Annotated in this window: 17 protein-coding genes; 8 read left to right on the top strand and 9 right to left on the bottom strand. The window is 67.1% G+C overall.

What is annotated here, in order from left to right; genetic code table 11:
• Positions 1–724: 724 nt before the first annotated feature.
• Both AC3FOF_RS38070 and AC3FOF_RS38075 read right to left on the bottom strand, forming a co-directional pair.
• On the bottom strand, positions 725–1,345 hold the full coding sequence (locus AC3FOF_RS38070) for an N-acetyltransferase (RefSeq protein WP_488729571.1): 621 nt from the start codon (positions 1,343–1,345) through the stop codon (positions 725–727).
• A gap of 314 nt (positions 1,346–1,659) precedes the next feature.
• Positions 1,660–2,532 carry a hypothetical protein gene (locus tag AC3FOF_RS38075; protein WP_276265894.1) on the bottom strand — a complete coding sequence of 291 codons (873 nt, stop codon included), beginning with the start codon at positions 2,530–2,532 and terminating at the stop codon, positions 1,660–1,662.
• 705 nt (positions 2,533–3,237) lie between these two features.
• Between AC3FOF_RS38075 and AC3FOF_RS38080 the strand changes: the two genes are divergently transcribed.
• Positions 3,238–3,723: a GFA family protein gene (locus tag AC3FOF_RS38080; RefSeq protein ID WP_017230331.1), complete on the top strand. Its 486-nt coding sequence runs from the start codon at positions 3,238–3,240 to the stop codon at positions 3,721–3,723.
• 1 nt (position 3,724) lies between these two features.
• Here AC3FOF_RS38080 and AC3FOF_RS38085 read toward each other — a convergent pair whose 3' ends face one another.
• Complete coding sequence (locus tag AC3FOF_RS38085) at positions 3,725–4,489, bottom strand: sulfite exporter TauE/SafE family protein (protein ID WP_488729572.1); 765 nt, start codon at positions 4,487–4,489, stop codon at positions 3,725–3,727.
• A gap of 361 nt (positions 4,490–4,850) precedes the next feature.
• Here AC3FOF_RS38085 and AC3FOF_RS38090 point away from each other — a divergent pair, with 361 nt between their 5' ends.
• The 4 genes from AC3FOF_RS38090 (at position 4,851) to AC3FOF_RS38105 (ending at position 11,891) form a co-directional block, all read left to right on the top strand.
• A complete protein-coding gene (locus AC3FOF_RS38090; protein WP_488729596.1) occupies positions 4,851–6,191 on the top strand; it encodes a TolC family protein in 1,341 nt (446 codons plus the stop codon).
• Positions 6,192–6,231: 40 nt separating this feature from the next.
• Positions 6,232–7,464 (top strand): efflux RND transporter periplasmic adaptor subunit, encoded by a 1,233-nt coding sequence (locus tag AC3FOF_RS38095; protein WP_488729573.1) that lies wholly within the window; start codon positions 6,232–6,234, stop codon positions 7,462–7,464.
• 13 nt (positions 7,465–7,477) lie between these two features.
• The gene (locus AC3FOF_RS38100) at positions 7,478–10,600 is read left to right on the top strand and encodes an efflux RND transporter permease subunit (RefSeq protein WP_276265890.1); all 3,123 of its coding nucleotides are present in this window, start codon (positions 7,478–7,480) and stop codon (positions 10,598–10,600) included.
• 310 nt (positions 10,601–10,910) lie between these two features.
• The gene (locus AC3FOF_RS38105) at positions 10,911–11,891 is read left to right on the top strand and encodes a bifunctional helix-turn-helix transcriptional regulator/GNAT family N-acetyltransferase (protein ID WP_488729574.1); all 981 of its coding nucleotides are present in this window, start codon (positions 10,911–10,913) and stop codon (positions 11,889–11,891) included.
• Positions 11,892–11,967: 76 nt separating this feature from the next.
• Here the strand turns inward: AC3FOF_RS38105 and AC3FOF_RS38110 are convergent, their stop codons facing one another.
• From AC3FOF_RS38110 to AC3FOF_RS38130, 5 genes are all read right to left on the bottom strand, one after another.
• A complete protein-coding gene (locus AC3FOF_RS38110; RefSeq protein WP_276265889.1) occupies positions 11,968–12,306 on the bottom strand; it encodes a DUF6616 family protein in 339 nt (112 codons plus the stop codon).
• Between the two features lie 15 nt (positions 12,307–12,321).
• Positions 12,322–13,095: a DNA alkylation repair protein gene (locus AC3FOF_RS38115; protein ID WP_488729575.1), complete on the bottom strand. Its 774-nt coding sequence runs from the start codon at positions 13,093–13,095 to the stop codon at positions 12,322–12,324.
• Complete coding sequence (locus AC3FOF_RS38120; RefSeq protein WP_017230214.1) at positions 13,092–13,607, bottom strand: MarR family winged helix-turn-helix transcriptional regulator; 516 nt, start codon at positions 13,605–13,607, stop codon at positions 13,092–13,094. The genes AC3FOF_RS38115 and AC3FOF_RS38120 overlap by 4 nt, the downstream gene beginning before the upstream one ends.
• An 80-nt stretch (positions 13,608–13,687) precedes the next feature.
• Positions 13,688–14,758, bottom strand: coding sequence for an FUSC family protein (locus tag AC3FOF_RS38125; protein ID WP_488729576.1), 1,071 nt, complete (start codon positions 14,756–14,758; stop codon positions 13,688–13,690).
• A gap of 73 nt (positions 14,759–14,831) precedes the next feature.
• On the bottom strand, positions 14,832–15,617 hold the full coding sequence (locus AC3FOF_RS38130; RefSeq protein ID WP_017230212.1) for an AraC family transcriptional regulator: 786 nt from the start codon (positions 15,615–15,617) through the stop codon (positions 14,832–14,834).
• A gap of 150 nt (positions 15,618–15,767) precedes the next feature.
• Here AC3FOF_RS38130 and AC3FOF_RS38135 point away from each other — a divergent pair, with 150 nt between their 5' ends.
• The 3 genes from AC3FOF_RS38135 to AC3FOF_RS38145 all read left to right on the top strand — a co-directional run bounded on the left by AC3FOF_RS38135 (position 15,768) and on the right by AC3FOF_RS38145 (position 19,997).
• On the top strand, positions 15,768–17,261 hold the full coding sequence (locus AC3FOF_RS38135) for an SLC13 family permease (RefSeq protein ID WP_488729577.1): 1,494 nt from the start codon (positions 15,768–15,770) through the stop codon (positions 17,259–17,261).
• A 93-nt stretch (positions 17,262–17,354) separates the two neighbouring features.
• Positions 17,355–18,584, top strand: a complete 1,230-nt coding sequence (locus AC3FOF_RS38140; protein WP_488729578.1) for an MFS transporter — start codon at positions 17,355–17,357, stop codon at positions 18,582–18,584.
• Between the two features lie 360 nt (positions 18,585–18,944).
• A complete protein-coding gene (locus tag AC3FOF_RS38145; protein ID WP_276265883.1) occupies positions 18,945–19,997 on the top strand; it encodes a VirK/YbjX family protein in 1,053 nt (350 codons plus the stop codon).
• A gap of 218 nt (positions 19,998–20,215) precedes the next feature.
• On the opposite strand, the gene AC3FOF_RS38150 is transcribed toward AC3FOF_RS38145, so the two are convergent.
• Positions 20,216–21,778 carry an amidase gene (locus tag AC3FOF_RS38150; RefSeq protein ID WP_488729597.1) on the bottom strand — a complete coding sequence of 521 codons (1,563 nt, stop codon included), beginning with the start codon at positions 21,776–21,778 and terminating at the stop codon, positions 20,216–20,218.
• Positions 21,779–21,869 lie beyond the last annotated feature (91 nt).

The following is a 21,869-nucleotide window of genomic DNA, read 5'->3' on the forward strand; positions in this document are numbered from 1 at the left end:
GTGGGCGCGGTGGCTCCAGCTTGAGGCGAGTACCCCAAATCCGGGGCCACCGTGCCCACGACGAAACCAGCAGGGATCGGGAGACAGTGGCCATGCGAACCGGTAACGGCAGAAGCGTGAATCACCACGGGCCATTGCCATCAGGGGCGCTATACTGAAACCAGCGCCATCCGCATTGGCAATGCCGTTCGCGCCGGTAGCGCCAGCAGTTCATTAGAACCACCGCGCCCACCACGAATCCGCAACGTCCCCGAGCCCGACAAGCCAGCCCCCCTGCAAGGGGTCGCTTTCTTTTGGTTACTTTTCTTTACGAGTAAAGAAAAGTGACACCTCCATGTGCCCATGAGCCTGACGCCACTCCGCCTTCAGGCCCTGCAGACCTGTCTCAACCTACCCAAGCCCATGAGCCCGACACCACTCCGCCTTCAGGCCCTGCAGACTTGTCTCAACCTACCCAAGCCCATGAGCCCGACGCCACTCCGCCTTCAGGCCCTGCAGACTTGTCTCAACCTACCCAAGCCCATGAGCCTGACGCCACTCCGCCTTCAGGCCCTGCACACCTGTCTCAACCTACCCAAGCCCAAGAGCCCGACACCACTCCGCCTTCAGGCCCTGCAGACTTGAACCAGGTCCTTACAACGGCATGAGGCCCTACTGAAACCATGTGCCCGAAGACCTGGCATCACTCAGCCTGTAAGGCCCACGCAGACCCCACACCCCTCCCCTAAACCATCCCCGTCACCTCCGCCAGCCTCCCCACGCTCCACCCCTTGCCCAGCAATATCATCCGCGTATGCAGATCGTCATGTACCTCGCGGCTGACCTCACGCCCCAGATAGCTCAAGGTCTTGTAGCGCAGATCCACATATCCAAGCTCGTAGTGCCGCGAGAGCGAGTGCCACAGCGCATTGGCGCCGGCCGACTGCCGCGCGCCGGTCATCAGGCAGAGCCCGGCGTCGAGCCCCCAGCGGTAGATCGCGGTGGCCAGGCCGCGCCGCTGGTACGCGGTCTCGTACTTGGAGTGCGGGGCGCGCAGGTAGCGGTCGGCGCGGCGGCCGACTTCGATCAGACGGTTGAAAACCGTGTAGCCAGCCAGGCGCTTGCGTGCCACGTCTTCCACGTAGACGTAGTACTCGCCGTCGGCCTCGCGGTAGCGGATCACCAGTTCCGGCGAATCCGTGCCGATGGCGGGGATGCCGTGAAGGCGGTCGCCCGGCCGGTTCAGGCGGCCGTAGATCGATCCGAACTCCTGGTCGAGTTCGGCGGGACGGTGGCTGACATCGATGCGCAGCTCCAGCGCGCGCGCGAGCCACGGCATGAACATGCCTGGGGCCATGGCGGACATGGCAACCTCCTTTCAGTCGGATGCTTGCAGTGGTGGCGGCGCGTACGGCGGTGAGCCCGTCCGCGCAGCCGTTCGCTCCCGGCACGGGCAGATTTATCGCCAGGGTCCGGAAGCCAGCGAGGCGCCATTACGCCGGCATATGCTGGAAGCCCCGCGCCAGGGCGAAGATCACGACCATGAAAAACACCAGCACCAGCAGGACCTTGTAGAACATCGTTTTATCTCCGGAGAGGGGAAGAGACCGCGCAGGGAGCGCAGCGCTACTCGCGATCCGCACGGGATCGCCGCGGGCACGGACTGCCGCGCCCGCGACGTCAGGACACGGCCGGGTCCTCCCACCAGCCGCTGACGAGGCCTTCGGGCCTGGCCGCGGCCAGCACCCTCGCGCTCGCCGGCCAGGCATCGACCCTGACATCCAGCCCGGCATAGACGCCGTAGCCGGTGCCCGCGCGGATGTCTTCCTGCGTCTCCAGGCCCTCGCCCGCCTTGATGGCGCAATCGGCGGCGATGGCCTGGCGCGCCTTGATGCCCCACCCGGCTTCCAGGTGCATGCCGCAACGGATGCACGCACCGGACTCGATGCCGTGGCCGGCGCGGATGGTGTGGCGCGCGTCGATGGTGCCGCCGGCGCGGATGCTCTTGCCGCAATGGATGGCGCCCTGTGCGATCAGGTCCTGCCCGACCAGCGCGCTGCCTGCCAGCGAAATCCTGCCGCCGCACAGCACGTCCCAGCCGGCGCGCAGGTTGCCGCCGCCGGCGATGGCGTCTTCTGCTTCGATGCCCCAGCCGGCCTTGATATCGCCCGCGGCCTCGAGCGTGCCGCCGCTATGGATGCCGCCACCTGCCTCGATGCCCTCGCCGGCGACGATGGCCCGGCCCGCCCGGATGCCGCCGCCGGCCCGGATGGTGCGGCCGGCCCTGACCGTGGAGTCGACGTCGATGCCGCCGCGCACTTCCAGCGAGCCGGCAAAGACCACGGCTTCGGCGCCGATGGCATCGAGGGCCAGCACGGCATCGGTGGGGCCAAACTGGTTCAGCAGCCAGCAGGCATCGTCGACGCGGCCGGCTTCGACCAGCGCGTCGAGCAAGTGCTGATAGTCGCTGCCGTCCTCCCGGTTACGGACGAACCAGCGGTAGCCATCGGCGCAGGGGCGCTTGGCTTTGACAAAATTTTTCGTGAGCTCCATGGCGATGAAGGCGTGCGAAGTGAATACCGCGAACGCGCCGCGGCAAAGGAAAAGGGTGCAAAGCCATGACGAGGCAGCAGCAGCGCTGCTGCCCCGTGCTCAATCAGAGATTGAGGAAGAGGTAAACGACGGCGACGGTGCCGATCGCACAGAGGGTCTTGTGGTAAATCGAAGACATGGCTGTTCTCCCAGGTTGCACGTTGGACAAGGGGCGCCAGGGCGCCCACAGGCAAAGTGCCGTGCGGGGAAAATCAGGAGCGGGTGGGTGCGTCCTGGTTTCCCCGCACGGCCAAGAGAAGCACGGCGGCGAAACCATGGAGGTAGGCCGCGGCCGGTGTGGCGCAGCGCGAGCGCATGCCGCCCCGTGCCACGCACGCACGCGGTGCCGCGGCATGCATGGCATGCCGGCGGTTAGCGTTGTAGTGCGGGACGAAGTGCATGTGGTCTCGAATGAAGGGTGGCAAATCCTGCCAGGCGATGCCAGCGAGTTCGCTGGCGGTACGCACTGTTATGCCATATTGGGCGAGGCTTGTCCACCCGGAGCCCGCCCCTGCGCTCGCAGATGCGCGCGCATTAGCCTTTTTTCTGGCTATTCTCGCCGATAATGCGAGCAGGAATCGTCAGGCTGCGCCGGCGGCGCAAGGCGAAAAAACGCCTGCCGCCTGCTGTCTGGAATGAAGGCGCCCTGTCATCACGGGAGATCCCATGCATCTCGAAGGCTCATGCCATTGCGGCGCGGTCAGCTTCAGCCTGGAGTCGGACTCGCCTTACCCGTTCATGCACTGCTACTGCTCGATCTGCCGCAAGACCGCGGGCGGGGGCGGCTACGCCATCAACCTCGGTGGCGACGCGGCCACGCTGCGGGTTCGCGGCAAGAAGCATCTCGGCATCTATCGCGCCGTGATGCGCGAACCGGGACAGCGCCAGAAGCGTTCCAAGGCCCAGCGGCATTTCTGCGTGAAGTGCGGCAGTGCGCTCTGGCTATGGGATCCGCGCTGGCCGGAACTGGTGCACCCGCACGCGTCGGCTATCGACACGCCTCTGCCCAAACCGCCCGAGGTGGTGGAAGCCGCGCTGGATTTCGCCGCGCCCTGGGTCGACGTGCCCAAGGGCCGGGGCCACGTGCATTGCGGTACCTGGCCGTCGGAGTCGCTGGCGGAGTGGCACCGGCGCAAAGCCTTGTCAGGCTAGCTCAGCCGCGTGCCAGCATGATCGCGGCGGTGGCGATCAGGCACACGGCAAACAGTGCGCGCAGCCGCCGCTCGGGCATGCGATGGGCCAGCGCCACGCCCCATGAAATGGTCAGCATGCCCCCCAGGGACAGTGGAACGCCGCTGGCCCAGTCGACATGGCCGGCATGGGCATAGGTCGCCAGCGCTACCACCGCGCCGGGCGTGACCAGTGCCAGCGCCAGTCCCTGCGCTGCCGCCTGCCGGAACCCGAATAGCCCGACCAGCGCGGGCGCCGCCACCACCCCGCCCCCCACGCTGAAGAAGCCCGAGAACGCACCGCCCACCGCGCCCAGCGCGGGAATCCAGCGCGGCGACAGGCGGGCCTGCTGCGTCGTGGCGGCGCGCCCGGGCAGCAGGCGCCATAGGAAATACAACGCCATGCCGATCATGAAGCAGGCAAAGACGCGGCGCAGCAGCACGGCATCCATGGCGGTGGCGAGACGGGCCGAGACATAGGTGGCCAGCACCGCCGAGAGCCCTAGGACGGCAGCCGTGCCCAGTGCAACGTCGGCGCGGCGGCGGTATTGCCAGAAGCCGATCAGCACATTGGGGGCGATCATCACCAGCGCGGTGCCCTGCGCCAGTTGCTGGTCCATGCCATAGAGCAGCCCCAGCGCGGGAATGGCGATCAGGCCGCCGCCAATGCCGAACAGCCCGCCAACGGCGCCCAGCAGGCCACCCAGGCCAAAAATAAGGATGGACGACAACAGGTAATGATCGGGCATGGGGCGGGGCTTGAACAAAGCGCGCGGCCGGCGCTGGCTGGCGGTGGTGCCCCCGCAGTCGGCGGCGGGCCGGTCATTGTGTCATATATGTCGCTTTCGTCAGGGTTTTCCCTCGAAATTGTTTTGTTCAGGGGACGGCGCCCGATTTTATTTCCCGGATGAAAGGAGTTTGTAATGCAGTTCGGTTTGAATGCGGGTTTGAAATCTCGAGACGTGCAGGATATCGGCACGAACACGACTGGTTCAACGGAGATGTGTGAACATTCGCGTCGTGGTGCACCAATCCGCCGGCGAGGTCGTTTACCGCACACCTAAGTCGAACCGAGCCAGATTGATCGTGCCTTTTTCCTTTCCTCGTTTCTTGCTGTTCAGCCTTCTCAGTGCCGTTGCAGGCACTGCCGTGGCTGGCTCCAATGTGCCGCATAGCGCACCATTACCGTTCGATGGACCTTGTGTGGCACCACCATCCAAGGCGACGCTGACCCTTGCCCAGGTGCGTATGGACGCGCTGCGCTGCAACCGCGACATCATCGCGGCGCGCCGCAACGAGGAGGCCAGCCAGGCCGACATCCAGATTGCTTCGCAGCGGCCCAACCCGGTGCTCAGCCTGGGTGTGGCCAATATCAACCCGCACGCTGGCTTCAACTCGGGTGGCCCGCGCAGCAAGACGGTGGATTCGACCGTGCGCGTGGACCAGACCATCGAGACCGCCAACAAGGGCGGGCTGCGCGTGGACGCCGCGCGCGCCAACAGCCGTGCCGCGGGCGAAGTGCTGCAGGCCGTGATTACCCAGCAATCCAGCGCCGTCGAGCAGGCCTACTACGATGCGCTGGTCAGCCAGGAGCGGGTCGCCGTACTGAACGAGACCCTGGCCCTCTACGGCCGCACCCAGCAGGCCAGCGAGACGCGTCTGAAGTCCGGCGACGTTGCCCGCGCCGACGTGACCAAGCTGCAACTCGACGTGCTGCGCGCGCAGGCTGACCTGCGCAGCGCCATGGCCGGCCATGCCAGCGACAAGGCCGCACTGGCCCAGGCCATCGGCGTGCCGGGCACGCTGGCGGACAATCGCCTGGTGGCGGACTGGCCCGCCCTGGACGTGCCGGTGCCCGAGCCCGATGCCGAGACCGTGCAGCGCCGCCCTGACGTGACCGCGGCCGAGGCCCGCCTGGCCGCTGCGGCCAGCGCGCGCGACCTGGCCCGTGCCGGCCGCGTGCCCGACGTCACCGTAGGCGCGCAGGCCGAGCACTATCCGGTTTCGGCCGCCAACCAGACCGGCAGCGGCAACAGCTTCGGCGTATTCGTGTCCATCCCGCTATATATACGCCACAGCTTCGGCGGCGAGGCCCGCCGCGCCGAGGTGGACTATTACGCCGCGCTGGACGACCGCAACCGCGTGCTGCTCGAGGCGCAGAACGCGCTGGAGCGCTCGCGCAATCAGCTCGAAGCCGCGCGCCTGTCGCTCAGGCAGATGGTCGAGGGCGTGGTACCGACCGCCGAGAGCGTGGCCGGCAGCGCCGAGTTCGCTTACGCGAAGGGCGCCAGCGGCGTGCTTGACCTGCTCGATTCGCGCCGCGCGCTGCGCCAGACTCGCCTGGACGCAGTCACCGCCCAGGGCGAATTCGCCAAATCCTTGTCGGCCTATCGCGCCGCCCTGCAGTCTTCACCCAATTCCCAGGTCCGTACCGATGTGCCGCGTCCCTAATACCGTGTCCGCCCAGATGTCCGCTTCGATGCCCGCCCCGATGACTGCTACGCCCGCCCCGCTGTCCCCCGTACGTGCTGCGGCCCGCCACGGCGTTTCCGCGCGGCTGGCCGCGTTCTCGCTGGTGGTGCTGGCGCTGGCCGCGTGCGGCAAGAAGGAAGCCCCACCCCCCAGCGACGAGCCCAAGGTCAGCGGCAACATCGTTGAATTCCCGGCCTCGGTCAGGACGCTGCCCGGTATTTCGGGCCAGGCCGTCAAGAGCGGTGGCGAGCGCATGCTGAGCCTGCCGGGCCGCCTGGTCTGGAATGAAGACCGGACCGTGCGCGTGTCGACGCCGTTTGCCGGCCGCGTGACCGAGGTGCTGGTGCCGCCGGGGACCAATGTGAAGGCCGGGCAATCGCTCGCCACGCTGACCTCCACCGATTTCGGCGTGGCCCAGGCCGATGCGCGCAAGGCTGCCGCCGATGCCGCCTTTGCCAGCAAGGCGCTGGCGCGCCAGCGCGAACTGTACGGCGCCGGCATCGTGGCGCAGAAGGAACTGGAGCAGAGCCAGGCCGATGCCGCCCGCGCCAGCGCCGACCTGCAGCGCACCCAGGCCGCATTGCGCCAGTACGGCGCCGCCGCGCAGGGCGAGGGCGCGGTCAACCGCTTTGCCTTGCGCACGCCAATCGATGGCCTGGTGGTGGAGCGCAATATCAATATCGGCATGGAACTGCGTCCCGACCAGCCGCCCGCCGCACCGCTGTTCCTGGTGACCGATCCCACCGATCTGTGGGCGCAGGTCGATGCCGCCGAGGCGGACCTGGCGCTGTTCAAGCCAGGAGTGACCGTGCAACTGGTTTCCGCCGCCTATCCCGGCGAGACCTTTCCCGGCAAGGTCGTCAAGGTTGCCGACTACGTCGACCCCGCCGCGCGCAGCGTCAAGGTGCGCCTGTCGGTGCCTAACCAGGACCGGCGCCTGAAGGCAGAGATGTTCGTTACCGCCAGGCTGCAGGCTGCTTCCTTCCAGGGCATCAGCGTGCCGTCCAAGGCCGTGTTCCTGGCCGACAACCGCAGCTACGTGTTCGTGCGCACGGCGCAGAACCGGTTCGAGCGCCGCACGGTCAGGCTGGGCGTGTCGCTGCCGGGTATCAGCGAGGCGGTCGAAGGCCTCAAGGACGGCGATGTGGTGGTGACCGAGGGCAACCTGTACCTGCAGGACATCCTGCGCGACGCCACCGCGGTCAATGCGGCCCGCGCCAGCGAAGCCAGCAGCGCCAGCGCGAAGCAGTGAGGAAGACCGCCCCATGATTTCGCGTATCGTCCATTTCGCCCTGCACCAGAAGCTGTTCGTCTGGCTCGGCCTCGCCATCTTCATCGGCGGAGGCCTGGCGGCCTTCAAGAACCTGCCGATCGAAGCCTTCCCGGATGTCTCCGACATCCAGGTCAACGTCATCACGCTGTACCCGGGCCGCGCCGCCGAGGAAGTCGAGCGCCAGGTCACGATCCCGATCGAGACCGCGCTGGCCGGCACGCCGAATTCCGTGCGGGTGTTCTCGCACACCCAGTTCGGCCTGTCCTTCCTGATGGTCACCTTCAACGACAAGGCCACCGACGTGGTGGCCCGCCAGCAGGTGATAGAGCGCCTGCGCGGGGTCGACCTGCCCGACGGCGTGCAGCCGGAGCTGGCGCCGCTGTCCACCGCCATCGGCGAAATCTTCCGCTTTCGCCTGACCGGCAAGGGCTACACCGCGCAGGAACTGCGCACGCTGCAGGACTGGGTGGTCGAGAAGAACCTGCGCCAGGTCCCGGGCGTGGCGGACCTGGTCACCATCGGCGGCACCATCAAGCAGTACGAGGTGAACCCCAACCTGGCGAAGATGCGCGACGCCAGGATCTCGCTGTCGCAGCTCTTCACCGCCCTGCAGCGCGCCAACTCCAACGCCGGCGGCGGCGCTGTCGCGCACGGCCGCCAGCAGTACCTGCTGCGCTCGCTGGGCAGCTTCTACACGTCGGCCGACATCGCCAACGTGGTGGTATCGGAAGTGAACGGCACGCCGATCCTGGTCAAGGACATCGCCGAGGTGCGTATCGGCTCCGCGCCGCCCCAGGGCCTGATGGGCCAGGACGACGAGGACGACATCGTCTCGGGCATCGTGGTCATGCGCAAGGGCGAGAACCCCTCGCTGGTGCTGGAAGCGCTCAAGAAGAGGATCGACCTGCTGGACAGCACGATCCTGCCCAAGGGCGTGAAGATCGTGCCTTACTACGACCGCTCCACGCTGATCGACAAGACCCTGCACACCGTGTTCGGCAACCTGGTCGAAGGCGCGCTGCTGGTGATGGCGGTGCTGTACCTGTTCCTGGCCAATGTGCGCGCCGCGGCCATCGTGGCGCTGGTGATCCCGCTGGCGCTGCTGTCCACCTTCATCGGCCTGACCTGGGTGGGCATTCCGGCCAACCTGCTGTCGCTCGGCGCGATGGACTTCGGCATCATCGTGGACGGCGCGGTGATCGTGGTGGAGAACATCTTCAAGCGGCTGGGCGAACTGAAGGAAGCCCAGATCAAGGACAGCCGCGCGCGCATGCACGCCATCCTGCAGGCTACCACCGAGGTGGGCCGCCCGACGGTGTTCTCGATGATCATCATCATTGCCGCGCACATCCCGATCTTTACGCTGCAGCGCCACGAGGGCAAGATTTTCGCCCCCATGGCCTATACCGTGACCGGCGCGCTGATCGGCTCGCTGATCATCTCGCTGACGCTGGTGCCGCTGCTGTGCCACCTGCTGCTCACCAAGAACATCGCGCACGAGGACAACTTCATGGTGCGCCACAGCAAGCGCATCTACGAGCCGATGCTGGCCTGGGCGCTGGACCACAAGCGCACGGTGGTAGGCATTGCCGTGGGTTTGCTGGTGGCGACGGTCGGCGTGGGCAAGTTCCTCGGCAGCGAATTCCTGCCCGAGCTGGACGAGGGTTCGATGTGGGTCAGCTTCGACCTGCCGGCGTCGGTATCGATCGACGAAGCGCGCGACCAGGCCCGCCGCCTGCGTGGCGTGATTCGCCAGACGCCCGAGGTCAACACCACCATCTCCAAGGTGGGCCGTCCCGACGACGGCACCGATCCCAAGCTGATCAACACCGTCGAGATCCTGGTCGATCTCAAGCATGACAAGCAATGGCGCGCGGGTTACGACAAGCGCAAGATCATCAACGAGATCAACCGCAACCTGCGCCAGCTGCCCGGCATCGAGCCTAACTTCTCGCAGCCGGTGCGCGACAACATCCTCGAGAGCATCTCGCAGATCAAGGGCCAGATCGTGATCAAGGTGCAGAGCGACAGCCTGCAGCAGAACAAGCAGGTGGCCGACCAGATCCTGGCCAACGTGCAGTCGGTCCAGGGTGTGATGCGCGCCTTTATCGACCGCGACGGCGAGCTGCCGCAGTACGTGCTGGAGTTCGACCGTGCCCAGGCCGCCCGCTATGGCATCAACGTGGCGGACGTGCAGGACCTGATGGAAACGGCGCTGGCCGGCAAGGCCGCCACCGAGCTGTGGGAGGGCGAGAAGCACTTCAGCGTGGCGGTGCGGCTCAAGCCGAGCGAGCGCGAGCTGCCCAACCTGCCGAACATCTTCATGCAGACGGCCGATGGCGCGCAGGTGCCGCTGTCGCAGCTGGTGCACTTCCGCGCGGCTTCCGGCGCGATGAACATCAGCCGCGAGAACGGCCAGCGCACCACCTCGATCGGCATCTTCATCCACGACCGCGACATGGGCAGCGTGGTGAAGGACATGCAGGCGCTGGTGGCCAGGAACGTCAAGGCCGACGACGTCAAGATCAGCTGGTCCGGCGAGTTCGAGAACCAGGAGCGCGCCATGGCGCGCCTGTCGATCGTGGTGCCGCTGTCGGTGCTGGTGATCTTCCTGCTGCTGTTCAACGCCTTCAAGTCGTTCAAGAGCGCCACCCTGATCATCTCGAACATCCCGTTCGCGCTGATCGGCGGCGTGTTCGCGCTGTTCCTCACCGGCATTCCGCTGTCGGTGTCGGCGGCGATCGGCTTTATCGCGCTGTTTGGCCAGGCCGTGCTCAACGGCGTGGTGATGGTGACCTACTTCAACCAGTTGCGCGACGAAGGCATGCCGGTGCGCCAGGCCGTGCTGACCGGTTCGATGGACCGCCTGCGCACGGTGCTGATGACCGCGCTGCTGGCCATGCTGGGCTTGTTCCCGATGGCGATTTCGCGCGCCATCGGCTCGGAAACCCAGCGCCCGCTCGCCATCGTCATCATCGGTGGCCTGATCACCGCCACCATGCTGACGCTGATCGTGCTGCCCACGCTGTACGAGTGGATGGTGGGGCGCAACTGGCCGGATGAAGAAAACGGCAATGGCGAGCAGAACCGCTTGTCGGATTCGCTGCCAGCCTGATGGTTGTTCTCCTCTCCCACTGGTGGGAGAGGAGATGCAGCCTTCGTCATTGCAAACGGTCTTGGTGCATCTTGCAGCTCGTTTTGTGCCACCGGTTTGCTCCTCGCTCCCGCGCGGCGGGTGAGGGGCGGGGGGAGAGGGCGGGCGCTTCAGATGCCGCCGCATGCTGGCCGCTTGTCGGCCAGGAGGAGCAGTTCGCGTCCCGGGAAGGCCGGCCTTGGGTTCAACGGGTACCTATCGAAAACTCCTCTTGAAGAGGTTGCGTATCGCAAGTATATTGGTTGCGAACCGCAACTTTGGCGAGCCCGTTATGGACATAGTCGATCTTCCATCCAAATCTCGTGACGACGTGATCCGCGAGTTACGCGAGTTCTCCCGGAAGCTGGTCCGTGAGCTTGGCTTCATGCGGACAACTCTGGCCGATAGCGACCTTGCGCCCTCGGCTGTTCACGCGATCATCGAAATCGGACTTGCGCCGGGGATCCAGGCTCGAGACCTGGCCGGCCTGTTGCGGCTGGATAAGTCCAACATGAGTCGGCAAATTGCCAAGCTGGAATCGATCGGGCTGCTGACCCGTCAGGCGGCGAGCGACGATGGACGATCGTATCAACTCTATTTGACTGACGCTGGTCAGAAACTCCGCAAAAAGATTGATCGATTTGCGACAGACCAGGTATCCAGCGCACTTCGACGGCTGGTTCCTGCCGACCAGCAAACGCTGGCTCGATCTCTTTCGCTGTATGCGGGCGCACTGGCGCAGGACAACGCCAGCAAGATGCCTCGGCTTGCGGATGGGCGGGACGAACAGATTCAGCAGGGCTATCAGCCTGGTTGCATTGGCGATGTTGCAAGCATGCATGCGCGTTTCTACTCGCGGACAGCCGGTTTCGGTGTCTTCTTCGAAAGGAAGGTCGCCACGGAATTCGCCGAATTTGCCCAGGCTTTGCCGTCGTCCGGCAAGGCGCTGTGGCTGTATATGGAAAACGGCAGGTCCCTGGCCTCGCTCGCGATCGACGGGAATGAGAATACCGGGGTCGCGCATCTGCGCTGGTTCATCGTGGATGAGTCGTTGCGCGGATCGGGCGTTGGAAGCCGGTTACTCCGCCATGCAATGGATTTTGTCGATGAGCGGTTCGGCGAGACCTATCTCTGGACCTTCAAAGGCCTCGACGCAGCGCGCCACCTGTACGAGGCGTCGGGCTTCCAGTTGACGGACGAAGCAGAGGGATCGCAGTGGGGAACGGCTGTTATCGAGCAACGGTTCAGCCGCCAATCCAACGAGGTGCGGTGACAGGTTTCTGGGTGTTGAGGCGGTCCATGTCCGCCTCGGATAGGATGTGGCCTCCGCGCGTTTGCCCGTGGCCGAATCAGGCGCTTGCGAGCGCGGCAAGGTGGCCGGCGAAATCACCGCCCGCGCTAGCCGCGTTCACATGATCGAAATAGCCGTACCAGCCGCTGGCCCCGATGCCCGCCAGCAAGGCGTCGCGTGCCTGCGCGCCGGGGCAGCGCCAGATGCCCAGGAAGCGATGCGCGCTGGCGTGGTCGATATCCGGTTCGGTCTCGCCCAGCGCCAGGACTTCAACCCCGAGGCTGGACAGGCCGCCCATGCCGCTCCTGATGCCTTCCAGGAACTGCTGTCGCTGTTGCGCCGGCAAGGCCAGCCAGGCCGGCTTGGGTGTGTAGAGTTCGATCAGGTAGTGGGGCATAGGGGGTTCCTTTCATCACAGGTTGCGCTGCGCGCGGTTGCAAATGCGGCGGGTTGCGGCGGCCGGTTCGTCCCGCTGCCAGCGCCGGCACAGTGCGCGAACCCAGTCGGGATTGTCCTTGGCTGCATCGTTGAGCCAGTTGGCCACCGAATCCTGCACATAGGCCGAGCTGTCGGCCTTCAGCGGTTCCAGCACCGGCAGGGCCTGCTGCGGATTCTGCTTCAGCGCCGTGATGTGCGCGCACCAGACGCCGCGCGGGCGCAGCGCCTCGCTGGCAAAGCGGCGCAGGCGCTCGGCGGGCGACGCGGTCCAGCCGGCAAGCAGCGCGATGCTGCTGTCGAGATCTTCCGCGAGGTACGGGCGGACAGCCATCCAGGCCCACTCGCGCACGCCGAAATGCGGGTCGTCGGCCAGCGGCCGGATGGCCGCGAGCCGCTGTGCCAGGCCCAGGCCCGGTTGCCTGCCGGCCATGAAGCAGGCCCAGCCGCGTACGGTATCCGACGGATGCCCCTGGCAACGTGCGATGCCTGCGGGGCCGAGCTGCGCGAGCAGGACGGCGCCGATGCCGGCCATGCGTTTGAGGATGCCTGACTGGCCGGCGGCTTCGACTTGACCGGCAGCCTCTGGCGTGAGGTCGGGAAACACGGCGCGCAGCAGCCTGGCCTGGTCCAGCGCCAGGCATTCCGCCAGCGTGGCGCTCTGCAGTTCGCCACGCTCCAGCGCATCCAGTACGTCGGGCGGAACAGCCTTGATGCGGCTGGCGCCCTTGCGCGTTGCGGGCAAGGTCATGCCGGATCTCCCAGCCCGCCGCCGCGCTTGGCCATGCCCGCCGAGACCTTGCGCAGCAGGGCGCCGAGCATGCTGCGTTCCTGCACGGACAAGTCACCGAACAGGCTGGCGATCCAGCGGCCGTGTTCGTCGAACACCTTGCTGGCGACTTGCTTGCCCTTGCGTGTCAGCCGGATGGTCAGGGCGCGCCGGTCGGTGGCATCGGCATGCCGTTCGATCAGCGCCTCGCGCTCCAGTCCGTCGAGCAGGCCGGTGACGGTGGCGCGCGTCACGCCAGCCTGCTGGGCGAGCGTATTGGGCGCCAGCCCGTCCTGGGCCGCGTCCAGCAGGAACAGCAGTACGAAACGTCCTTCGGACAGCCCGTGCGGCGCCAGCAGCGCGGCGCAGTCGCGGTCGATCGCCGACGCCAGCGACAGCGCCTGGAAGCACAGCCGGATGCTGTCCAGATCGGGCAGTTTGCGTCGTTCGGCTTCATTCAGCAGGGCGAGGTACTTCTGTTCGAGAGCATTCATGGTGCCGCCATATTATATGGCGGCTAATCAATTGGCAAGATGAAAGTGGGCGGATGTTGCCGGCGCTAGCGCGTCATGGATCAAGCGGAAGGTTGCACAAGCCATCCCGGCATCCGGTCGGCCAGCAGCACCAGGCATGCGCCAATCACGGTCGCCGCGACGCGGTCCTCCAGCATCGCGCCGTCGGCCGGCCGGCTCGCCTCCATGATCAGGACCATCAGCGGGGTCATCACTACCGAGTAGGCGAGGTAGTTCCTCGCGCGCAGCAGGGGCCGCAAGCCCGCGAGCCATCCCGCATTGATCGCCACGACCCAGAGCGGCAGCCGATAGCCCAGCAACAAGGCCGCGCCGAGCACGCCCAGCACGGTGCCCGCCACGCGCTGCGTAGTCTTGATCGAGAAGACCTCGGGCTGACGCTGGATCAGGATCGCCACCGTCAGCGCGGTCCATTCGAAGTGGTGGCCGGGGAACAGCCAGCGCAAGAGGCTGGCGCCACCAAGGGCGAACACCAGCCTTGCCGTGTACTGCCATCCGGACAGCGTTGTCAGTGTGCGCTTCCATCGCCTGAAGCGCTGCGCCGCAGTGGCCGCCGGCACGGGCGCCGCCTGCTCCATGGGCGCGCCAGGTTGCCGCCGCGCCCGCGCCCAGGGCCCGGCGAGCATCAGCAGCAGGCATGTCCACAGCGCGCCGGCTAGCGTCAACAGCAGGAAGCCGGCCCGGTGCGGTGCGTTGCCGGCCACGCCGGCGGCCATGATCAGCAACAGCACGAAGCGCGTGGTGGCGACGGCCACCGGGCGGCTATACCCGCTGATGATTGCCGCCGTGCCGGCCAGCAGGATGACGATGGCATCGGTCAGGGCGCCATGGCCGGCCACCATGGATGCGACGGATGCCGCTGCGGCGAGCGGGGCAAGCTGGGCGGCGAGATCCAGGGCATGGGAGCCGGCGTCATGGGCGGGCTCGCCCCTGGCGCCTGCGCCAATGGCAAGGCTGCCCAGCGCAGCGGCCAGGCCAAGGGAAAGATGTCCCATTGCGCCCGCCAACAGCAACGGTACGGCCATGCCAAATGCCGCGGCCAGCATGTCGCCGGGATGGACCTGCGTGTCCGCGGACCAGTGCAAGGCCTTGGCCAGATGTGTTTTTTCGCTCAATCTCCGCCTCCGTGATTTTGTGGTCCCGGTGTTGCAGGCTGCCAGGCAACTGCGAGGCAACTGCCCGGGCGCGTCACTCGTCCGCCCTGTGCGCCATGAAATCCCGCGGCGCTTTTCCCAGCGCGCGGCGGAACATGGTGGAGAAGGCACCGGCGTTGGCGTAGCCGGTTTCCGCCGCCACATGCGCCAGCGGCCTGCCGCGGTTCATCAGGTCGACTGCGTGGGCCAGCCGCAGTTGCTGGCGCCAGGCGGCGAAGCTGGTGCGCAGTTCGGTGCGGAACAGCCGCGCCAGGGTACGCTCGCTTGCGCCCGTGCGCTCGGCCCATTGCGCCAGGCTCAAGGCCGAGCCGGGCTCTTCCATCAGCGCATCGCACAGCGCCTTGAGGCGGCGGTCGGTGGGCAGGGCCAGTCCCGGCCAGAGCGTGGGCGCTGCCCGCAATTCCTCGAGCAGCAGGGCGGCGCTCAACTGGCGGTGGCGCGGGGACAGCGGGACGGAATCGGCCAGGGCCACCATCAGATGGCGCATCAGCGCCGACACTTCCAGTACCGAGCACGTTGTGAGCGGCAAGGGCGACGCAGCCGGCAATACATAGCAGGCGTGGAGCGCTGTCTCGCCCAGCGTGACCACTTCGTGCTCCACCTCCGGCGGAATCCAAACCGCCCGCATGGTCGGCACCACCCACGTGGTACCCGCCGCGGTCACGCGCATGCTGCCGCGCAGCGGGAAGGATATCTGTCCCCACGTATGCCGGTGCCGGCGAATGATCGCGTTGGGCGGCGGCAGGCGCAGGTGCACGATGACCGGTTGTTCGGCCGTGGGCTGCGTCAGCGGCACGGGCTGGTAAGTGGTGCGTGGCATCTGGCGGGTTCCGGCTTGCGGCGTGACGGCGTGACGGCGTGACGTGAGAGTGTGGCTGGAATTCGTAAGAAATTGCCCGAGAAGTGTAACCCGGCCAGATCGCACGGACCTACGATGGCGCTTTTCGCAAGGCATCAACGGAGCCCCCCAATGCGCAATTCCAGCCAGCCCGGCCTGTCCCCACCCGCCGCTTCCATCGCGTCCGCCGTATCCGCTTGCGCCACCGTGCCTCCCGTGCCAAAGCCGGCCGCGCCCGCTGCGGGCAAACTGTCGGATAGCGCGCGCGCCGGTGCCGTCGTTGCATTATGCGTGGCGGTGGTGTGGCTGGCGGGACGGGCCACCGGTGCGCCGGATGCGCTGGTGCTGGCGGCGGCGCTGGTGTTGTCCACCGTCTGCTGCTGGGCGCTTGGCGTGCTGCCGGAACCCGCCACCACCCTGCTGTTTTTCCTGTGCGCCGTGCTGCTGCATGTGGCGCCGCCATCGGTGGTGTTCTCCGGCTTTGCCTCCACCGCGTGGTGGCTGATGTTCGGCGGCGCGGTGACCGGCCTGGCGTTGCGCCAGACCGGCCTGGCGCAGCGGCTGGCCGCGATCATCTTTCGCGGCCGGACGGGCAACTACCGCCAGGTGATCGCTACCGTGGCGCTCAGCGCGGTCGGCCTGGCGTTCCTGATGCCGTCGACCACGGGGCGCGTCATGCTGCTGATGCCGATCGTGCTGGCCCTGGCCGATCGCCTTGGCTTCGCGCCCGGCTCCAACGGCCGCATCGGCATGGTGCTGACGGTGGCCGCGGCCAGCTATATGCCGCCCACCGCCATCCTGCCGGCCAATATCCCGAATAGCGTGCTGCTCGGCGCGGCGAACTCGGTGTACGGCATCAATCTCAGCTATGGCAGCTACCTGATGCTGCATTTCCCCATCCTTGGCGTGCTGAAGACTGTGGTGCTGGTCTGGCTGGTGTGCAGGATGTTTCCCGAGCATGGGCCGCTCGCCGCCTTGCCCCGGCAGGACACGGCCGCGCCGGGCCGCCAGGAGAAGACGCTGGCCATCATCCTGGCGCTTGCCGTGGCCGGGTTTGCCACCGATACCCTGCACGGCATCTCGCCCGCATGGATCTCGCTGGCGGCCTGCATCGTCTGCCTGCTGCCGGGTGTAGGGCTGGTCTCCGCGCGCATGCTGGCCGAGCAGGTGCATCTCACGCCCCTGCTCTATGTGGCGGGCTTCCTCGGCCTGGGCGCGGTGGTGGAATCGACGGGCCTGGGGACCGCCATCAGCGCGGCGCTGCTGCGCTGGCTGCCGCTCGCGCCGGGACATACCGCCGCCAACGTGGCCGCGCTGGGCGCGGTCGGGGCCAGCCTCGGGCTGATGACCACGCTGCCCGGCCTGCCCGCCGTGCTGACGCCCCTGGCCCGGGAACTGTCGCAGGCCACCGGCTTGTCCCTGGAGGCCGTGCTGATGCTGCAGGTGCCGGTGTTTTCCACGGTGTTTTTCCCATATCAGTCGCCGCCCATCGTCATCGCCATGCAACTTGGCGGGGTTGGGCTGCGCGAGGGCACGCGGCTGTGCCTGGCGCTGGCGGCGCTGACCTTGCTCGTGCTGCTGCCGCTGGACTACTTCTGGTGGCGCCTGCTGGGCTATCTGCCCTGAATCGATGCCGCGCCGGCAAGCTTGCGCTATCTGAGGCATGATCTCGGCCTTCGGCCTCTGGTTAACCCGAGGTCCATCGTACGGAAAGCCATCATGACAACAAGAGCGGAATGCACGCTCCGCGCGCAAACGGCCCCCGTGGGCGGCACGAACTGGATGACACTGCTGCTGGCCACTGCCTGCGGCCTGATCGTGGCCAACCTGTATTACGCGCAGCCGCTGATCGGCCCGATCGGTCATGCGCTGGGCCTGTCGCCACAGGCCGCCGGCCTGATCGTCACGCTGATCCAGGCCGGCTATGGCCTGGGCCTGCTGCTGATCGTGCCGCTGGGCGACGTCATCGAGAACCGCCGGCTGATCTGCACCTTGCTGGCCGCGAGCGCGCTGGCGCTGGTGGCCGCGGCGCTGGCCGGGCAGGCCGGGGTGTTCCTGATGGCGGCGGCGTGCATCGGCCTGAGTTCAGTGGCCGCCCAGGTGCTGGTGCCCTTTGCCGCGCACCTGGCACCGGAGCACGCACGAGGCCGCGTGGTGGGCAATGTGATGAGCGGCCTGATGCTGGGCATCATGCTGGCGCGGCCGGTGGCCAGCCTGGTCACCGACCTGTGGGGCTGGCATGCCATTTTCGCCGGCTCGGCGGCGGGCATGGCTTTGCTGAGCGCGGTCCTGGCGCGTTTGCTGCCGGAACGCCGCCCATCGCCGGCCGTCCGCTATCGCGCCTTGCTGGCGTCGATGTGGCAATTGCTGGGCGCGCAGCCGGTGCTGCGGCGGCGCGCGGCCTACCAGGCTTGCATGTTTGGCGCCTTCAGCCTGTTCTGGACCACGGTGCCCTTGTGGCTGGCGGGCCCCGGGTTTGGCCTGAGCCAGAAAGGCATCGCCTTGTTCGCGCTGGCCGGCGTGGCCGGCGCGGTGGCTGCGCCCATCGCCGGACGGGTGGCCGATCGCGGGCACGGCCGGCGCATGACCGCATTGGCCATGCTGCTGGCGGCTGGTTCGTTCCTGTTGGGGCTGGTGGGCACGCCGGGCACGCCGTTGGCACTGGCGGCACTGACCCTCGCCGCCATCGTGCTGGATTTTGGCGTGGCGGCCAACCTGGTGGTAGGGCAGCGCGCCATCTTTGCGCTCGGTGCGCAATATCGCAGCAGGCTGAACGGTCTTTTCATGGCGGTCTTCTTTACGGGCGGTGCCATTGCCTCGGCCGTGGGTGCGTGGGCTTTTGCCCAGGGCGGCTGGCGCCTCACCAGCGCGATCGGTCTTGGCCTGCCGGTGCTGGCTGGCCTTTACTTCGCCACCGAGCGCGGTCCGGCGGGTGCGCCGCGGCATTGAATGACGGATTGCCCGGTCTCCAGGGGCGCGGCTAAAGGCCGCGCCGGGGAGACCGTCTTCGTCATTTCCTGGTCATCCTTGAGGGCATGAGCCGGCATCAGCCGGCTTTTTTTTCGCTTCCGATCCAAATGACTGCTTTCAATATCAACTGGAAGTATTACTATTCGTTACGAAATATTACGAGGCGGATACAATTTGTGCGCGGGCGATGCCAGGCAGCAGGGCGCGCTCGCGATGTTTCGGTCAGGTTGAATTGCTTGCCAGCCCCACCTGGCGGGCGTGGCGGTTTGGATTTTGGCGCAGCGCAATACAAGACCGGGTACCGGCTTTGCTGCAATGGAAACAGGGGAGCATTTAGTCGTGCAGGGACCAGTATCGAGCCTTCAATGGTTGTCGGGCATCAGCGGCAGGGGATTCTTCCAGGATATCGGGCCGCTTTTCTATTTTCGCTACCTGGCGACGCTCGCCGCGTTGTCGTCGTTCTGCCACCCGCCGGGCGGCAAGAGATGGTGGTTGAGGCGCATCAAGCTGATCTGCCTCTCGGCGTTTCGCTATGCCTCGGTGCGCAACTGGCTGCAGGCCGTCGATTCCTGCGCCTTGATGCAGCGCGTGGTTACGGCAAAGCCAGCGCTGCTGGAGCGCCCATATCGTCCGCTCGGCGCATCGGGGCTGAGCTTCCGCGAACGCGTCCGTACCGTGCTTGACCACTACCGCACCCTGGTTGCGCTGGTTCCGCCGGCGCTCGGCGAGCGGATCTACCTGGACGGCGGGCTCGAATGCGCCATGGGAGAGGGGCGTTATACGCTGCGCCTGGGCGATTCCGGGCCGAATCCCAGGGAGGGCGAACTGGCTTTCTACTGGCGGGACACGGCCAGCGGCGTCTGCCTGAGCCAGCTCAGCTTCTATCTGGCGCAAGGCAAGGGCGGCCCCGAGATATTCGTGGGCGGTCTGCAGGGACCCATGGGCGAGAACAGCCGCGACCTGATCCGGGAATCCACCAAGGCATGCGATGGCCTGCGCCCCAAGGATGCGGTCATGGAAGCCTTGCTTGGTTTCGCCGCCATCCTCGGCGCGCGGCGCATCGTTGGTGTTTCCAGACGCAACCACGTCGGCCGTCAGCGCAACACGCCGCGCGAGATCCGCAGTGACTATGACGGGTTCTGGATGGAGTGCGCCGGCGTTCCCCTGGCTTGCGGCAACGTCGAGATGCCGGTCAACCAGCCGCGCCGGGACGCGATGGAACTGCCTTCCAAGAAGCGCGCGGCATACCGGCGCAAGCTGGCACAGGTAGACGCCATTCACGCGGCGGTGCATGACTGGCTGGCCGTGCCGGCCGGGGCCCGGGCCGTGGCGCCGGCGCCCGTGCTGGCCCGGATCGCGCCGCGCGTCAGCCGGGAGCCGCTGGCGGCCTGAGCATCGGCCAGTTCGCGAACCTGCCGCATCGGCCGAAGCCGACCGGATGTGCCAAAGCCGTTTGAAAAGCCCGACGGTTGTCACTTCCTCTCCCCTGGTCGGCAGCAGGCCGGGGAGAGGGGTGGTCTGGCTAGGAGCCACTGCCAGCGAAGCCGACAGTTCTGAGTTTGACTTTGACGTTAAGCCGTTGGCGTATTAGCCATTCCCCCAACACCCCCTCACCCCATCATCGCCCGCGGCAACTGCCTCCCCACCCAATCCCTCTCCTGCTCATAAGCCCACGCCAACTGCAACACCGATATATCGTCGCGCGGCCGCCCGATCAGTTGCATGCCCATCGGCAAGCCCTGCGGCCCGAATCCCACCGGCACGCTGATGACCGGGCAGCCTGACAGGGTCCACGGAAAAACCACTTCCATCCAGCGATGGTAGGTGTCCATGTCGCGCCCGGCGATCTGTTTTGGCCATGGCTGGTTCACGTCGAAGGGAAACACCTGCGCGGTCGGTACGGCGATGTAATCGAAATCCTTGAACACGCCGAGCAAGGCCTGGTACCAGGCGCTGCGCTCCATGCTGGCGGCATAGATATCGCCGGCGTTGAGCTTGAGCATGCCCTCGATCTCCCAGATCGCGTCGGTCTTGAGCAGCGCGCGTTTTGCGGGGTCCTGGTAGAAGGCCAGCATCCCGTTGCCCACCAGGAAATGGCGGTGCACCAGCCAGGTCTTCCACAGCCGCTCCGGCGAGAACGGCGGCTTGATGGCTTCCACGCCCACGCCAAACGCCGGGAAGGCCTTGAGCGCATCCTCGCATAGCGGCAGGATGCCGGGCTCCATCGGCAGGTAGCCGTCCCAGTTGCCCAGCCAGGCGACGCGCTTGCCCTTGAGATCCGTCTTGAGCGTATCGGCCACATTGGCCGGCGTCAGCCTGGCCAGCACCGGGTCTTGCGCCAGCGACTGCGGCGTGCGCGCATCCGGCCCGGCTTGCGTGGCCAGCAGCAGTGCCACGTCGGCCACGGTACGCGCCATCGGCCCTTCGTAGCCCAGCTGCTGGATAAAGACTTCGGGCGCCGGCCCGTAGGGCACGCGCCCCGCGGACGGCCGCATGCCGTAGACATTGCAGAAGCCGGCCGGGTTGCGCAGCGAGCCGCCGAAATCGCTGCCGTCCGCCACCGGCAGCATGCGCAGGGACAGCGCCGCGGCCGCGCCGCCGCTGCTACCGCCCACGGTGCGCCCGGCGTCGTAAGGGTTGCGGGTGGCGCCGTAGACCGGGTTGAAGGTCTGCGAGCCCAGGCCAAATTCCGGCGTATTGGTTTTGCCGATGAGCACCGCGCCGGCCGCCCGCGCGCGCTCCACCACGATGGCGTCCACCGTTGGCACGTTGTCGCGGAAGATCGGCGAGCCGAAGGTGGTGCGGATGCCGCGCGTCAGCGCCAGGTCCTTGGGTGCCTGCGGCATGCCATGCATCCAGCCGGCTGTGCGCCCCGCGGCCAGCGCCTGGTCGCAGGCGGCGGCTTCCTGCAACAGCACCTCGCGCTCGCGCATCGCCACGATGGCGTTGGCGCCGGGATTGATCCGCTCGATATGGTCCAGGTAGGCCGTCATCACCTCGCGGCTGGAGAGCCGGCGCGCGTGGATCTCGCGTGAGAGTTGCCATGCCGGCATCATCACGATGGGGTTGGGACCGCTTGCGGAGGTCGAGGCGCCGGCTGTGCCGGCCGGGGAGCCGCCAGGGCCGGGCGAGCCCGCCGCGCTGGCGTCCGTGGCAGCCGCGCCGGCGGCCATGCCGGCCAGGGTGGCGCCGGCCAGGCGGCCCAGCACGTCGCGCCGCGAGCGCTGCTCCGGCGCCGCCGTGCCGCGGTCATGCCCGCTATCG

This window comes from Cupriavidus sp. 96C5-1, assembly GCF_057798855.1.